Genomic DNA, 16294 nt, shown 5'->3' with positions numbered 1-16294 from the left:
ATTTCTGTCTCAGGTTCTTAAGTGCGCGGCATCGCAAGCCGCAGCGCATCGCCGATGGTCTCGGCGCCGTAAAGCGTGATGCCCCTTGTGCTGTCATTTTCCTGCAGCTGGCGGTAATTCTTCATCGGCAGCACGACGTGCGTAAAGCCGAGGCGCTTTGCCTCGTTGACGCGCAGGTCGGCCTGACTGACGGCGCGGACCTCGCCGGAGAGTCCGACTTCGCCAAAGACGATGGTCTTTGGGCGCAGCAGGCGGTTCGCAAAACTCGAGGCCATGGCCACGCAGATGCCGAGGTCTGCTGCCGGCTCATCGATGCGGATGCCGCCGGCGACTTTAACGTAGACATCGCAGGCACCGATTGAAAGGTGCACGCGCTTTTCGAGCACGGCCAGAAGGAGCTGGATGCGCTTGATGTCGACGGAATCCGCCGTGCGCCTTGGCGGCACATAGGGCGTTGGTGCGACAAGGGCCTGCAGCTCGACGAGCAGCGGCCGCGTGCCCTCAACCGTCGGGATGATGACCGTGCCCGAATCCTGCTCGCGGTCCGACAGAAATAATTTTGAGGCGTCGGGCACGTCGACGAGGCCGACATCGCGCATCTCAAAGAGTCCGAGTTCATTCGTGCTGCCGAAGCGGTTTTTGACGGCGCGCAGCACACGGTATTCCGCATTGCGCTCCCCCTCAAAATAGAGCACGGTATCGACGATATGCTCGAGGACGCGCGGGCCGGCCAAAGTACCATCCTTCGTTACATGGCCGATGACAAACGCGGCGATGCCGTTCTGCTTCGCGATGCGCAGCAAATCAACAGCACACTCCCTGACCTGCGAGACGCTGCCGGGCGCGCTCTGTACATCGGGCTTGAAAATCGTCTGAATCGAGTCGATGACGAGAAGGTCCGGCTTGACATTGGCCACATGCGTCTCGATGGTCTCGAGATTTGTCTCGCTGACAACGAGCAGACTGTCGGCAAGGGCGTGCAGGCGGTCGGCGCGCATGCGGACCTGCCGCGTGCTCTCCTCGCCCGTCACATAAAGGACCCTGCGGCCGCCGCGTGCGACATCGGCGCAGACGCGCAATGTCAGGCTCGACTTGCCGACGCCCGGGTCACCGACAATCAGCACCATCGAGCCTGGGATAATGCCGCCGCCCAAAACGCGGTCGAGCTCGCCCGAGCCCGTCAGAAAGCGCGGCATATCTTCGATTTCAACTTCTGCGATTGGCTTTGGCTTCTGTGCATCAGAAAGGCCGAGGCGCAGACCGCCCTTATCCGCCTCCGGCGCCACCGTCTCTTCGACGAGTGTATTCCACGCGCCGCAGGACGGGCAGCGGCCCATCCACTTTGGGGTATCGTAGCCGCATTCCTGACAGACGTAGACGGTCTTTTTCTTTTTCGGCAAGACAGCCACCTCCTAAGATTTTCCTTCTATATAAATACGATATCACTCAGAACGCTGCAGAAATTTCCTGAGCAGACGTATGGTCCACCGCCCTAACCAGACGATGGACCATAGGCCATTTATGATGAAATTCTGCAGCTGTGCCCAAAATCCTTCCGGACGCAGCTTATTTTTCCGCATGACTCAAAGCCTCCGCCGGCTTTTGTTCAGTCTCAGCGGCTTCTTTCTTGACCGGGTCTTTGCGCACAAAATCGAGCTTATCGCCGTTCTTGCGCACCTGAACCGTATCGCCGGCCTTGAAATCGCGCGCGAGCAGATGCTCGGCAATCTCATCCTCGATGAGTTTCTGGATGGCACGTTTCAGAGGTCTTGCACCGTACTTGAAGTCTGTGCCCTTGTCGACGAGCATATTCTTCGCGGCAGGGCTGACCTCGAGGCGGATATTCTTTTCGGCAAGGCGCTCACGCACATCGCGCAGCAGGATGTCGATGATTTTCGAGAGCTCCGTGCGGCCGAGCGGATGGAAAACGATGAGCTCGTCGATGCGGTTGAGGAATTCGGGCTTGAAGATGTGGCGCACTTCGCCGAGCACGCGCTTCTTTGCGGACTCCTCTGCTTCTTTCTCTTCCTCGGCTTCCGTAGTATGTGCGGCAAACCCCAGCGAAGTGCTCTGTCTGCGCAGAAGATTTGCCCCCGCGTTGCTCGTCATGATGATGACGGTGTTGCGGAAATCGACCGTGCGGCCCTTGCCATCCGTCAGGCGGCCGTCGTCTAATACCTGCAGCAGCACGTTGAAGACGTCCGGATGCGCCTTTTCGATCTCGTCGAGCAGGATGATGGAGTACGGTTTGCGGCGCACGGCGTCCGTGAGCTGGCCGCCCTCTTCGTAGCCGACATAGCCCGGAGGCGCGCCGACCATGCGCGAGACGGCATATTTTTCCATGTACTCCGACATATCGAAGCGGATGATGGCATCCTCTGTGCCGAAGAGGGCTTCCGACAGGGCTTTCGCGAGCTCCGTCTTGCCGACGCCGGTCGGGCCGAGAAACAGGAACGAGCCAATCGGGCGCTTTGGGTCCTTGAGTCCGGCGCGGGCGCGGCGGATGGCCTTGCTGACGGCCTCGACGGCTTCCTGCTGGCCGACCACGCGGCGCGTGAGGATGCGTTCCATATGGAGCAGGCGGTCGGACTCTTTGGCCGCAATCTGCCGCACGGGCACGCCCGTCCAGAGAGCCACGACATCGGCGATATCGTCGGCCGTGACTGTGATGCGGCTCTTGCCGCGCTTTTCGAATCTGCGCTTGGCTTCCTCGAGCTCTTCCTTGGTCTTCTGCTCCTTGTCGCGGATGCCTGCCGCGCGCTCGTAATCCTGCGCCGAAATCGCCGCTTCCTTCTCGACGCCGAGTTTTTCGAGGCGCGAGCGGATTTCCTGCAGCTTTTCAGGCTGCGCGACCTGTTTCATGCGCACCTTCGAAGCCGCTTCATCCATGAGGTCGATGGCCTTATCGGGCAAAAAGCGGTCCGTGATGTAGCGGTGCGAAAGGCGCACGGCCGCCTCAACGGCTTCATCCGTGATATGCGCACAGTGGAAGTCCTCGTATTTGGGGCGCAGTCCGAGAAGGATTTTCTTGGCATCTTCGATACTTGGTTCCTCGACCATAATAGTTTGGAAACGGCGCGACAGGGCCGCGTCTTTTTCAAGATGCTTTTTGTACTCGTCGAGCGTCGTCGCACCGATGATCTGGATTTCGCCGCGCGAGAGTGCCGGCTTCAGGATGTTTGCGGCATCGAGCGCGCCTTCTGCGGCACCGGCCCCGACGAGCGTGTGCATCTCATCGATGAACAGGATGGTATTGCCGTCCTGGCGCACCTCGTCGATGAGGCCCTTGAGGCGTTCCTCGAACTCGCCGCGGTATTTTGCACCGGCTACAAGCGAGGCAAGAGACAGCGAAACGACCTTCTTGTCCTGCAGCATGTAAGGCACGGAGCCCTCGACAATGCGCTCTGCGAGGCCCTCGGCGATGGCCGTCTTGCCGACGCCCGGTTCGCCTAGAAGGATTGGATTGTTTTTCGTACGCCGCGAGAGAATCTGGATGACGCGCTGGATTTCTTTTTCACGCCCGATGACGGGGTCCATGCGGTCCTCCTTGGCCATCTCATTGAGGTTGCGGCCGTATTTTTTGAGGAGCTGGCCCGCCTGGCGGGCTTTCATCTTTTCCGCGCGCGAGGGCTCGGGACCGTCGTCTGCCGGATGCGGATGGTCGATGCGGTCGAGGACCTCGTTCTGCAGGGCATCGATGTCGACGCCCATGCCTTCGAGCAGTTCCGCCGCCGCGCCCTCGGATTCCTCGAGCAGGGACAGCAGGATGTGCTCCGTGCCGATATAATTGTGGCCGAGGGTCTGTGCTTCTTCGACAGCCCCCTCCATGACGCGCTTCGCACGCGGTGTATAGTAAGGATTGTCGGCAGGATACTCGACTTCCCCCGAGACCATGGACTCGACGCGCTGCATGACATCGTCAAAGCGCAGTCCGACGGCCTCCATGGCCGCCTGTGCCACGCTGCCGTTTTCATGCAGCAGTCCTAAGAGGATGTGCTCCGTGCCGATATAATCCTGTTCGAGCTCGTGCGAGGCGTATTGAGCAAACTCGATGGCCTTGATGGCACGGCTCGTAAAGTGATTCCGATAGTTCATTTTGGAACCTCCTGGCTCCGGGCATAGGTCAGCAGAGCACTCCGCACATGCTGTGCCCGCAGCCTGTCTATTTCATTCTTGGATAAATTTTCATTTTCGGCAAGGTTCTGCAGATAGCTCGTGCGGCTGCCGATGAGGATTTCGGCAAAGCAGTCTGCGGATACCTCGCCAATAAGCTTGAGGTCAATGCCCAGGCGCACCTTCGAGAGGAGTTCGAGCACTTCTTTTTCCGACAGGAGCCTTGCATAGCGCAGCGTGCCGTAGGCACGCCAAACCTCATCTTCGAGTCTTTCCTTCATATATAAGGCGAGGGCCTTGCGCGCCTGACGCTCATGCGAGACGATTTCCATGACGGCCGTCTTGAGATTCTCGATGATCTCGGCTTCCGAGAAGCCCAGGGTCAGCTGATTCGAGATCTGGAACAGATTGCCGACGCTCTCCGTCTCGTCGCCGTAGACACTGCGGATGGCAAGGCCGAGCTGCGGCGAGATGTTCATGATGCTCTGGATATTACGCGTAAAGACGAGGCCCGGCAGATGCAGAAGGACCGAAGCCCTGAGGCCCGTGCCGAGATTTGTCGGACATGAGGTCAGGTAGCCCATCTTTTCATCAAAGGCAATGTCGACCTGCGATTCGACCATATCGTCGATATGCGAAGCACGCGCAAACGGCGTATCGAGGTCAAGCCCCGAGGCCATGCACTGGATGCGCAGATGGTCCTCCTCATTGACCATGATGCTCGTCGCGCGGTCCGCTGTGATAAAGGCGATGCGGTGCTGCGGATTCTGGACGAAATTGCGGCTGATGAGCTGCTTTTCGATGAGGACATCGCGCTGCAGCGGCGTGAGACGTTCGAGGTCTAAGATGTCAAATTCCTGCCCGAGGTCTGCGGCAATGCCCGGCAGCAGTTTTTCGGCCTGCAGCCGCACCTCGGCGAGCTGGTTGAAATCCGCGCGGTTCGGGAAGGGAATCTCGCGGAAATTGCGCGCGAGGCGGATGCGGCTTGAGAGCACGACATCACTCTCTTTGCCGCCGGCGGCCAGCCACGAGAGGCGGCTGCTGCGCAAAAGTTCATTTACTGCCATGCTCTGCGCCCCCTTCCTTTTCTTCCAGTTCTTTCTCTAAGAGGCGGATCTTGTCGCGCAGTTCCGCAGCTTTTTCGTATTCTTCCTGTGCCACGCATTCCTGCAGCGTCCTGCGCATCTTTTCAATCGTATGCTTGGCCGCAAGCGTGCCGCCCGTGCGGTGCGGAATCTTGCCGCTGTGCGTGCTCGAACCGTGAATGCGGCGCAAAAGCGGCTCAAGCTGACGGCGGAACGTCGCATAGCACACCGAGCAGCCGATTTTGCCCGTCTGCTGAAAATCGCGGTAGCTCATGCCGCAGTTCGGGCAGACGAGCTCGGTCATCTGCTCTTCCTGATGCCTTGCATCATCCTTCGTCGGCGCACTGAACACGCCCTTTAAAAAGTCATTCATCGACACATTGCGATGTTTCTGGTTCTCCATGAGGAATTCACCGTATTTCGCCGCGCATTTCTCACAGAGATTCTTCTCGATCTTGCCATCCGGCCCGATCTGGGTAATATGGACGACCGCCCGATTGCGGCCGCAGTCATCACATAACATGATAATTCTCCTTATTATATTCTACTCTTCTCTGCGTTTTCCCGTCAGCCGGCCGCATGGCAGCCGGCGGTCCTACGAGAAATTCTCCACCGTCATCAGCATGGATTTCAAGAGATGCACGCGTTCCTTTGCGGACATCCCTTCCGACTCGAAGACAGACGATACGACCTGCATCATCAGCGCCGCTTCGCGGTTCGTGATCATCGCGTGCTGCAAGAGATAATGGACCATGGACTGCACTGTCTGATACTCCGTATCTTCATTAATCTTATCCATCATATCCTGATAGACGAGATTTTTGAGCGGCACCTGCACGATGCGGATGTAGCCGCCAAGACCGCGGCGCGATTCCACGACAAAGCCCTTGGCAGGCGTAAAGCGCGTTGACAAAACATAACTGATCTGGGACGGCGCACACGATATCTCGTCGGCGATATCCGTACGGCGCAGCTCCACCTTGCCATCCTGTTTGGCTGCGAGCTGGCGCAGGATGTATGCTTCAATAAGATCTGCAATATTACTCAAGATAATCACCTTCGTTTAAACTAATTGACTATTTGACTATTATTGATTTTATTATATTTGTTTTTTTGACTTATTGCAAGAGGATTTTCCTTCCCGAGCTCATTTTTTGTCAAAAATAAAAAGCCTTCTCCCTGAGGAAAAGACTTTTGTTTTTTATGAATTGGCCACGCCGATGGCCTTGTCGACATCTTTGTAAAAGCTCTTGAACATCTTGCGCAGAGCGTTGGCATAGCGGTCCGGGTCTTCGGCTTCAAGATGGCGCGAGAGGACGACATTTCCCGTGCGCGAATCGATGAGCGAAAGGTCCGCAGCCGTGCGGTACCAGAAGGAGTAATATCCATAATAATCATGAACAGTCGTCTTGTAATAGACGCGTTTGCCTTCATGCTCATTGCCCTTGTCATCGCGCCACTTGAATTTTTCCGTATTATAGTCGGTGACGCTTGTATCAGCATACGGCGGGTTCCATGTCTCGCCGCGCGCATAGTCCGTGATGGCACCCGTTACATAGTAGCGGCCGCCATTCGGCGCATAATCAACCTTGACGCGCTTCAAATCATCGCCGGCTTCATCTTTATACGCATAATAAATCGTCTTGATGGCAAATTCATCCTGACTGGCCGCATAGGGAAGCTCGAGATTGCGGAAGCCCATAGTCGGCGCGCCTGCAGGCACATTCTGGTCATGGTCTTTCTTCAGCCTGTTCCAGTCACCGGTGAAATTCTTGGCAATCTGCTCAAAGGCATGCCACTGGTCGACCTCGTAATTGCGGTAATAGTCGATGAGCGTCATGGCCTCTTTGCCCGTCGCTGCATCGTAGAGGCGAAAATCCATGTCGAGCATCTGCAGCGTCGAATCATGCGCCGGAATCATGTGGCTTGCGTACCAGCTTTGATAATTGCATTTCGACTTGTCGCCGCTCGGGCCGTTTTCGATATTGTAATACGTTTCCATCTTCACGGTCGTCCAGGTCGCCGGCGAGTGGTCGACGCGTTCCTGCTCGTAGCGGATATGCGGCAGCAGATAGCCCTCGGCCCCCGTCGTATCGTAGACGGCTTTGGCCCTGTCTTTCTCACTGTCAAAATGGCGCAGCAGCTCGTTGTAAGCTGGATCCATACGCAGGATTTCCCGCTTTTCCCTTTTCTTGTCCGCGGCCTTTGCATCGCCAGGGTCCTCAAAATTCATGAAGTTCGTGCGCTTGATGCGCTTGTGGATGCGTTTGGCCAAAGCCGCATTATAGCCCTGAAATTCATCCACCTTGCCGTCAGGAGCCTGCAGATAGCGCAGCGGAAACAGCACGACTTTCTTGAAATCCTTGGCCTGCACCTCGGCACTTTCGTCCATCCAGATATTGCCGGCCGCTTCCGCGCCGGCCAGTGGCATCCCCAAAGACAGCAGGCAGCCAAGTGCCAGCGCCTTGATGCCCGTACTTTTTGTAAGTCTCATTTCTTCCCCTCGTCTCTCCCAAAACTCACATGGCCTTCTTGAACTGGTCGGCCAGATTGACGGCAGCGTCGCTCACCGCTGAAGCGATGGCATCTTCCTCGCCGCTGTCATGACGCTGCCAGACGGCATGATAGGAAAGCTCGGCCTTGCGCCGCGAATCCGCCTTAGTCACAAAGACGATTTTGCCCGTATGCGTGTCCATGACGCGCAGCGAAAGCTCCGCGTAGACGGTCTTATCTTTGCCCGAAAGACCGAGCGCGCCGCTCTGGGCCTTGACATTTCCGAGTGTCGTCAGATAGCCGAAGACGAGATAATCTGTCCTGCCCGAGAGCTCCGGCACGATGCGGCCTTCGCCCAGAGCATCGATGTACGCACTTTCATCATAGCGGGCCTTTGTGGCTTCCTCACTGAAATCGTAGAGGTCAAATGCCTCATTATCCGCGAGCTCTGCCGTCAGTTCCACGCGGGCCGCATCGAGAATCTGGTTGATTTCCTGCGGGTCCTTGAGATCCGTCAGGGTGATGTCCGTTTTCTGGACGCGGCTCGCAAAGCCGACGACCGCCACGCTCGGTTTCGCGGCTTCTGCATGGGCGGGCAGCAGCCCGAAGGCAAAGGACAGCAGCGGCAAAAACAGCAGCAGCGCCCAAAACGAAATGCATTTTTTATGGAATTCAATGCGTGAACGACGCCTGTTCATTGCCCTTCACCTCAACCTCACGGAAGCCATGCTTCTTGATGTCACTGGCCACATCCTTAGCCGATGTCTCCATGACCTCGCCTAAAAGCGTATCGACGTCCATGCCCTTGCCCGTCTTGCCGAGGCCAAAATTGACCATCTGTGCCGTCTTCTTGTTCTCGACATGACCTTCATACGTTTTGCCCGTCTGCGCATTGATGAGATAATAATCAAGCGAAGCGCTGAGTTTCTTGCCCTTCGTCTCGCGTTCCGTATGCGTGGCAAATATGCTGTGCTTGAGACGCACATCAAAATCTTTAAGGTTCACGAAGAGCAAATAGCCGGCCTGATATTCCTGCCCGATGCGTGCGGCCTCCTGCTGCTCAGCCGGTGAAAGCCGGTACGGCGCCGTGCTCTTTTTCCACGCAGCAATGCGGTCCTCCTGATGAAAGTAAGCCCTGCCCATCGCCGCATCGGCATAATGCGCGAGTTTTGCCGCCGTGTAGCCGCGGTCGAACTGATGGCCGTGCACGATGGCGTCCATGTGGATTTCCGAAAGCTTCCCGGCCTCACCGCCCGCGCCGATGGCATCGTGGCGTCCGGCCTCGTTCGTGAGGTCAGCGCGGCCGCTGACCCCGAAACCTTGTTTCTGCAGTGCTTCGGACAGCTTGTCGACAAAGGTCGCACAGGCGTCGGCCTTGAGCTCATAATCCCCATAGCTCTGGACCTCGCCGATAAAAATCGACGGTCCTGCCTGCTTTTTCTCAAAAAGACCCGCTGCCTGCGCGGCAGGAGAACCCGTGAACAGCACCGTCAGGGCAAAAAAAGTCCCTGTCAGCAGCATTATATATGGTAGGAATCTTCCCTTCATCCTGCTTCCTCCTAAAATCAACGGTGCGTTTTGCTGCCGCTTGCCTTGCCGTCCATACGGGCGATGAGGCCGCGCGGTCCGTTCACGGCATCATCGATGGCACTTTCGAGTGCGTCCAATGCCTGCTGTTTATCGACTTCATCCGTGCCGATGCGAATGAGCCCGAGCGGGGCCTTGACGAGCGTATTGTTCTTCTTGGAACGTCCTATAGCCGCGAGCACGACGCGTCCTGTCTCGACATCGACGAGGCGCATGCTCACGGTCGCCGTGACCTGCGCGCGCTTCGTGCCGGCCCCGACGACCGTCGTTTCTGAATGACGCGTCGTCAGGCCGTTGATGCTGCCGAGCAGCAGATATTGGGCACCGAGCTGATTGCCGATGGCCGCGCAGGTATCCTCGTCGACAAGGCCCGACATGTCGAAGCTGTATTCATTGAGAATATCGCGCTGGCGCGTGCGTTCCACAAGTTCAAAGCGGTCGGACTCCGACAAAGCATTATAGGCAAAATCCACGACATCCTTCATTTCCTCGCGGCTGAACTCCTTTGAGATCAAGCCGTTATCGTGAAAAGGCACGATGCCGACCACGGGATGATTTTTTAGATTCGCCGCCATGCAGGTGCTGCTGATGCAGAAGACCAGCAGCAGCACGAGCGGCAGGATTTTTTTGACCAAAAGATGATTTTGACGCATGATTGTATGCTCCCTTTTCTCATTCCAAATTCCAGCGCGTTCCGCTTGCCATTTTGCCATTTTACCACTCATGCAGGCCGGCTTCCGAGCCGAGATGGCGGAATTTCTCTTCCAGATGCTCTGCGGCCTTGGCCGAAGCTTTCGCCGCGGCCTTGGCTTTAGCCGTGCTCTCGCTGTTGCCCACACCTTTGGCCGTCGTCGTGAACGTGCCGACCACTTCGCCCGACGCCGCGCGGATGACCTGTACCGTAAGCGAGGCATTCCCGGTCTTCAGCAAAGTTTTTTGGTAACTGCCGTTCTCGCCGTCCGGCAGGGAAATATCCGTGGCCGAAGTTTGGAGACTGCCGAGCACGAGATAATCTGCCCCGAGCGACTGGCCCGCCGCCATGCGCCCCGCAGCATCGCGAAGGCCAAAGGGGCTGGTCCCTGCCACCTGCTCTGCGGCCGCGACATGTGAAAAACCGAGCTCCAGGAGCTTATCGTCGAGGGCAGACTCCGCCGCCTTCGCGTGGCTGCCATCGGCCTGGCTGACGACGACGGCAATGCGCGGGTCATTGAGCATCATGACCATGCTGAGATTGTTCATGAGCTGTGCGTTGGGATTTGTGTCGACGTCCATGCGCGCGCGCAGATGCACGAGGCCGTTCTCCTGTTTTTTCTCGAGAATCTCCGTACTCGTAATGAAGCCCTGTGCCTTCGTATAAATCTGGTCGAGCTTGACCGCGGCATTTTCGACCAGGGTGCGCGAATCGACAAACGTCCCCGCGACTTCCTCCACGGCCGCGCGCGACGCATCCTTCAGCGCGCTGCGTTCATCCGTGCCGTAGCCGTCGACCACCACCGACTGGGCGGCAGCCGTCGCGCTCATCATGAAAACGGCGGCCAATGTCAAAAGGCTTTTCTGCCACCAGGATTTTCCCATAAAGATTCCTCCCCAAAGCTGTATTCTTTCCCCAAAATATCCTCTGTTGAAAAAACGTTCTAAAACCATCACTAAGTAACATTATAAACAGCCAATAATTTTTTCGCAAATAATTCGCAAATAAAAAGAGCCCTTTGCCAAATCCGCAGAGCAGAGATTGGCAAACAGCTCTTTTTCGTTATTGAAGGGCTTCTTTCAGCACTTCCATATTCTTTTTCATGGCCGTGATGTAAGCATCCATGGCTTCTTCATTGGCTTCGCCCGTGACGACGGGGTCGAGCTCGTACATTTTCGCGCCCGTCTCGCCCGCAATCGTCTGCGCGGCAACCGGCGAATACTGTGGCTCCGTGAAGAGAACCTTCACGGGCAGGGCCCTGACCTTGGCCACCGTATCTTCGAGTTCCTTCGGCGTCGGCTCCGTGCCCGGCTCGCGCTCGATGACGCTGATGATGTTGAGCTTGAATTCCTTCGCGAGATACGGGAACGCCTCGTGGAACGTCACGATGTCCTTATGCGGCAGATTGTCGAGATTCTCGTGCATCTCCTCGCGCAGGGCCGTGAGCTTCGTGACATAATCGAGGGCATTCTTGCGGTAGTCATCGGCATGCTTGGGGTCTGCCTCGCAGAGCTGCGAGGTGATGGCCTCGACCTGTGCGATATTGTACGTCACGCTGAGCCAGACATGCGGGTTGATTTCATCCCCATCCTTGAGGAAGTTGATGTCATCCGACTTCGAAGCATCGATGACCTTGAGATTCTTCTGCTGCTTGATGACCTTATCGAGGAAACTCTCCATGCCCGCACCGTTGACGATGAAGGCATCGGCCTTTTCGAGCGTCTTCATGTCTTCCGTCGTCAGCTGATAGTCGTGCAGGCAGCCCGTCTGCGGTTTTGTCATGTTGACGACCTCGACGCCGTCAACGCCCTTCGTGATGTTGATGGCATCGATGTACATCGGATAGAACGACGTGACAATGCGGAATTTCTTATCATGACCGGCACTCTGCGTACTGCCGCAGCCCGCTGCCGTGACGGCAAAAACGGCCAGCATCATGAAAAGCAGGATTTTTTTCAGATTCAAAAGGATTTCCCTCCCTGTAAACTCTCTTAGCTTGATATATGTTCTCAAGTATAAGAGAAGTGTTGTTTTCTGTCAAGAAAAAACAGAGCCGCCAAAAGAGACAGCTCTGCAAAAATTTCAAATTCAGCCAATGATGACAAGGGATTCCTTGACCTTGACATTCTGACCGGCTTCGACGTTGACGGCCTTGATCGTGCCGTCGGCATCCGCCGTGATCTCGTTCTGCATCTTCATGGCCTCGAGCACGAGCAGGACATCGCCGGCCTTGACCGTCTGGCCGACTTCGGCGATGACTTTGACAATCTTGCCCGGCATCGGCGCATCGATGGAATGCTCGCCAGCACCGGCTGCCACTGTCTCTTTCTCTTTGGCCTTGGCCTTCGCTGCTTTTTTCGGTGCTTCGACCTTCGGTGCAGCGACTTTCGGCGTAATCTTCGGTGCTGCCGGCTGCGCTGCTGCAGCTGTTGGTGCGGCATCCTTGACTTCTTCGACTTCTACTGCATAGGTGATGCCGTTGACCTTGATATTGAACTTCTTCATGAAAACTTCCTCCAACTGTCTGACTCTATGACTTTACGACGATGCAAATAAAAATCACATCTATATATTATAAATTTAAAAAGCTCAGCGTCTGCCGCCGCGTGCCGAGAGCGACCATTCATCGCTGCGCTTGATGCGCAGGGCAATGACCTTGTGCTCCGGCTTCGTCATCATCTCGACGGCTGCGGCGATGACGGCCACGATTTCAGGCTTCACGCCTCTTACATCCAGTCTCATACGAATTTCCTCCATTAAGGCTTAAAGCGGAATATTGCCGTGTTTCTTGGCAGGACCGACTTCGCGCTTGCTCGCCAGCGCACTGAACGCCGTGATGAGCAGAGGACGCGTTTCCTTCGGCTCAATGACCATGTCGACATAGCCGCGCTCCGCCGCAAGATACGGATTCGAGAAATCATCGATGTACTGCTGCGTCTTGGCTTCCTTATCGGGGTCACGGCGGAAGATGATATTCGCTGCGCCCGAAGGTCCCATGACGGCAATCTCTGCCGACGGCCAGGCCATGACCTGGTCCGAGCCGAGCTCGTGGCAGCACATGGCGATATAAGCACCGCCGTAGGCCTTGCGCGTAATGACCGTGACTTTTGGCACCGTGGCCTCGCTGTAAGCATAGAGCATTTTCGCGCCGTGGCGGATAATGCCCGTGTGCTCCTGATTGACGCCCGGCAGGAAGCCCGGCACATCAACGAGCGTCAACAGAGGGATGTTGAACGCATCGCAGAAACGCACGAAGCGCGCGGCCTTGTCCGAAGCATCGACATCGAGGCAGCCGGCCATGACCTTCGGCTGATTGGCCACAATGCCGACGACCTTGCCGTCGAGGCGTCCGTAACCGATGATGATATTCGTCGCAAAGAGCTTCTGGATTTCGAAGAATTCGCCGTTGTCGACGAGGGTGCGGATGACTTCTTTCATATCATACGGCATGTTCGGATTGTCCGGAATGATGGAGTTCAGGCTCTCATCCTGACGGTTCGGGTCATCCGTCGGCTCGATGGCCGGTGCATCCTCGAGGTTGTTGCTCGGCAGATACGAGAGCAGCTCGCGGATTTTGGCGAGGCAGTCGTCCTCGTTCTCGCAGGCAAAGTGCGCCACACCCGAGCGCGTGTTGTGCGTGACGGCGCCGCCGAGTGCCTCCGGCGTGACTTCTTCCGCCGTGACCGACTTGATGACGGCCGGGCCCGTGATGAACATCTGGCTCGTATTCTTGACCATGAAGATGAAGTCCGTGATGGCCGGGCTGTAAACAGCGCCGCCGGCACACGGTCCCATGATGACCGAAATCTGCGGAATGACGCCCGAAGCCGCCGTATTGCGGAAGAAGATACCGCCAAAGCCCGACAGGGCATCGACGCCTTCCTGAATGCGGGCGCCGCCCGAATCATTGATGCCGATGCACGGTGCACCCATCTTGAGCGCAAGGTCCTGCACCTTCCAAATCTTATGTGCGTGCTTCTCGCCGAGGCTGCCGCCCGAGACCGTGAAGTCCTGTGCATACGCATAAATCAGGCGGCCGTCAATCGTGCCGTAGCCCGTGACGATGCCGTCACCCGGCATATCCTTCTTGTCCATGCCGAAGTTTGAGCAGCGGTGTTTGACGAACATATCGAGTTCGACAAACGAATTCTCGTCAAAAAGTCTTTCGAGGCGTTCGCGCGCCGTATATTTTCCCTGTGCATGCTGTTTTTCTACGCGAGCCGGACCACCGCCCTGACGGATGTGCTCCTTCTTCGCGTTCATCTGATCGATTTTTTCCTGAACGCTTGCCATTCTATTCCTCCTACAAGAGATTAAGCATAGTTCTGTATTTTATTTTGCACTATTTCCCCATAAATTGCAAGCTGATACTAAATTTTCTTAGCACCTGCCCATAAAAAATCGTGCTGAGCAGCCCCAGCACGATTTTTCTTTACGCCTTCATCGAGCCCGTCTCGAGATAGCGCTGATGGAACGAGAACGCCTCGTTCAGGAGATGCGGCGTATGCGCATGGCCCGTCGCCTCATCCGCACGCTTGAAGTAATCCATGAGCAGCGGGCGGTAGTCGGGGTGCGCGCAGTTGTTGATGATTTCGAGCGCACGCTGGCGCGGGGATTTGCCGCGCAGATCGGCAACGCCCTGCTCCGTGATGATGATATCGACATCGTGCTCGGGCTGGTCGACATGCGAGCAGAACGGCACAACGGCAGAAACGTCGCCGCCTTTGGCCACGGACGGCGTATAGAAAATCGTCAGATAGGCATTGCGCGCAAAATCGCCGCTGCCGCCGATGCCGTTCATCATATGCGTGCCGGCGATATGCGTCGAATTGACATTGCCGTAAATATCAACTTCAATAGCCGTATTCATGGCAATGACGCCGAGACGGCGGATGACCTCCGCAGCGTTCGATATCTCCTGCGGACGCAGAATCATGTACTTCTTGTATTTATCGATGTCCTTGAAGAAGCGGGCCATGCCCTCAGGCGAAGGCGAAAACGCCGTGCCCGAAGCGAAATTGAGCTTGCCTGCATCGATGAGGTCGAGCATGCCGTCCTGAATGACTTCAGTGAAAACCGTGAGGTCGTGGAAATCCGAATGGACCAAACCGGCCGTCACGGCATTGGCGACATTGCCCACGCCCGACTGGAACGGCAGCAGATTCTTCGGCATGCGGTCCTGCTTGATTTCCTGCTTGAGAAATTCAAACGTCAAATCCGACATTCTCTGCGACGTCTCGTCGACCGGTGACAAAGAGCGCGTATGGTCGATGATATCACAGGGCACAATGTATTTGATCTTGTCGATGGGACAGGGAATATACGGCGTGCCGATGCGGTCATCGACGTGGATGATCGGAATGGGCAGGCGGTTGGGCGGGTCGAGCGGCAGATACACATCATGCATGCCCTCAAACTCCAGCGGCTGGGCATTGTTGACCTCGACAATGACCGTATCCGCCGACTGCACAAAAGAAGCCGAGTTGCCGACGGCCGTTGTCGGGATGATATTGCCCTCTTCCGTGATGGCACACGCCTCGATGATGGCCACATCAACGTGTCCGAGATACCCGCAGCGCGAAAGCTGCGCGACTTCCGAAAGATGAATATCGATATAATCGACCGTACCATCATTGATCTGTCCGCGCAGCGTCTTATCCGTCTGAAACGGCAGACGCTTCTTGATGCCATGGACCGAAGCCAGCGCCTCATCAAACTCAGGCCCCGTCGAAGCACCTGTCATGATGTTGACCGTAAAGGGCTCCTTCTTCATGCGGTCCGCCAGGGCCATCGGCATGGCCTTCGGATACGCCGAAGACGTAAAACCGCTCGTCGCCAATGTCATGCCCGGCTTAATGAACTCCGCAGCCTCCTCCGGCGTGACAATTCTGGACTGCAATGTTTTATTGCGTACGCGATCGAGGATATCAACCATCAAAAAACCTCCCTGCAAAGCAATGCCATAAAGATTGCTTATCATCTATTGTTTTATCGATTCGTGCGATTCATTCTTCTTCTAAATATTCTCCCTCTGACCCTAAAATCCTTCTTGATTTGCAAGTTTGTTTACCGAATTTGTTTACATCGAGGAACGAAGCGCGGGGGCCTATATTTCGGCTTCGGCGGCTCCGCTAAATGAAAACCATGTTACAAACAGAGGCTATGTTGCTTCGCCGCCTGCCGCGGCGTTCTTACATCACAAAACAATGCATATACTTATTGGTTTTCATCCCTTCGGGCAGTCGCTGCGCCGCCTGCAGGCGAAACACAGGTCCCCGCTTCAATGCTCTGTATCTAGATTCTAGCAAAAGCTGCTCATTTTGCA

15 protein-coding genes are annotated in these 16294 nt (G+C 56.2%); all 15 read right to left on the bottom strand.

All coding sequences use genetic code 11. The features are described from left to right. Positions 1-17 precede the first annotated feature (17 nt). A complete protein-coding gene (gene radA / locus ACI4OH_RS03330) occupies positions 18-1400 on the bottom strand; it encodes a DNA repair protein RadA (RefSeq protein WP_435720746.1) in 1383 nt (460 codons plus the stop codon). Between the two features lie 166 nt (positions 1401-1566). After that, complete coding sequence (locus ACI4OH_RS03325; protein WP_435720747.1) at positions 1567-4095, bottom strand: ATP-dependent Clp protease ATP-binding subunit; 2529 nt, start codon at positions 4093-4095, stop codon at positions 1567-1569. Further along, positions 4092-5180 (bottom strand): protein arginine kinase, encoded by a 1089-nt coding sequence (locus ACI4OH_RS03320; RefSeq protein ID WP_439784163.1) that lies wholly within the window; start codon positions 5178-5180, stop codon positions 4092-4094. Before ACI4OH_RS03320 ends, ACI4OH_RS03325 begins: the two co-directional genes overlap by 4 nt. Further along, on the bottom strand, positions 5167-5721 hold the full coding sequence (locus ACI4OH_RS03315) for a UvrB/UvrC motif-containing protein (RefSeq protein ID WP_439784162.1): 555 nt from the start codon (positions 5719-5721) through the stop codon (positions 5167-5169). Before ACI4OH_RS03315 ends, ACI4OH_RS03320 begins: the two co-directional genes overlap by 14 nt. A gap of 72 nt (positions 5722-5793) precedes the next feature. Beyond that, a complete protein-coding gene (locus ACI4OH_RS03310; protein ID WP_432646023.1) occupies positions 5794-6246 on the bottom strand; it encodes a CtsR family transcriptional regulator in 453 nt (150 codons plus the stop codon). 153 nt (positions 6247-6399) lie between these two features. Beyond that, complete coding sequence (locus ACI4OH_RS03305) at positions 6400-7692, bottom strand: hypothetical protein (RefSeq protein ID WP_439784161.1); 1293 nt, start codon at positions 7690-7692, stop codon at positions 6400-6402. Positions 7693-7717: 25 nt separating this feature from the next. Beyond that, positions 7718-8389: a hypothetical protein gene (locus ACI4OH_RS03300; RefSeq protein ID WP_439784160.1), complete on the bottom strand. Its 672-nt coding sequence runs from the start codon at positions 8387-8389 to the stop codon at positions 7718-7720. Beyond that, positions 8364-9239, bottom strand: a complete 876-nt coding sequence (locus tag ACI4OH_RS03295; protein ID WP_439784159.1) for a hypothetical protein — start codon at positions 9237-9239, stop codon at positions 8364-8366. Before ACI4OH_RS03295 ends, ACI4OH_RS03300 begins: the two co-directional genes overlap by 26 nt. Positions 9240-9256: 17 nt before the next feature. Then, entirely contained in the window at positions 9257-9931 is a 675-nt protein-coding gene (locus tag ACI4OH_RS03290; RefSeq protein WP_439784158.1) for a CsgG/HfaB family protein, read from the bottom strand. Between the two features lie 61 nt (positions 9932-9992). Beyond that, positions 9993-10853, bottom strand: a complete 861-nt coding sequence (locus ACI4OH_RS03285) for a hypothetical protein (protein ID WP_439784157.1) — start codon at positions 10851-10853, stop codon at positions 9993-9995. A 178-nt stretch (positions 10854-11031) separates the two neighbouring features. Further along, complete coding sequence (locus ACI4OH_RS03280) at positions 11032-11907, bottom strand: metal ABC transporter substrate-binding protein (RefSeq protein ID WP_439784191.1); 876 nt, start codon at positions 11905-11907, stop codon at positions 11032-11034. Positions 11908-12057: 150 nt separating this feature from the next. Further along, positions 12058-12474: a biotin/lipoyl-containing protein gene (locus ACI4OH_RS03275; protein ID WP_439784156.1), complete on the bottom strand. Its 417-nt coding sequence runs from the start codon at positions 12472-12474 to the stop codon at positions 12058-12060. 84 nt (positions 12475-12558) lie between these two features. Beyond that, a complete protein-coding gene (locus ACI4OH_RS03270) occupies positions 12559-12711 on the bottom strand; it encodes a methylmalonyl-CoA carboxyltransferase (RefSeq protein WP_432646030.1) in 153 nt (50 codons plus the stop codon). Positions 12712-12732: 21 nt separating this feature from the next. After that, positions 12733-14262: a methylmalonyl-CoA decarboxylase subunit alpha gene (mmdA, locus tag ACI4OH_RS03265; RefSeq protein WP_432646031.1), complete on the bottom strand. Its 1530-nt coding sequence runs from the start codon at positions 14260-14262 to the stop codon at positions 12733-12735. Between the two features lie 139 nt (positions 14263-14401). Next, entirely contained in the window at positions 14402-15904 is a 1503-nt protein-coding gene (gene scpC, locus ACI4OH_RS03260) for a succinyl-CoA:acetate CoA-transferase ScpC (RefSeq protein WP_432646032.1), read from the bottom strand. Positions 15905-16294 lie beyond the last annotated feature (390 nt).

Origin of the sequence: Mitsuokella apri, from assembly GCF_051886055.1 — a bacterium.
Classification (GTDB): Bacteria; Bacillota; Negativicutes; order Selenomonadales; family Selenomonadaceae; genus Mitsuokella.
The sequence above is the reverse complement of the archived record's forward strand: the minus strand, read 5'-3'. Positions and strand labels throughout refer to the sequence as shown.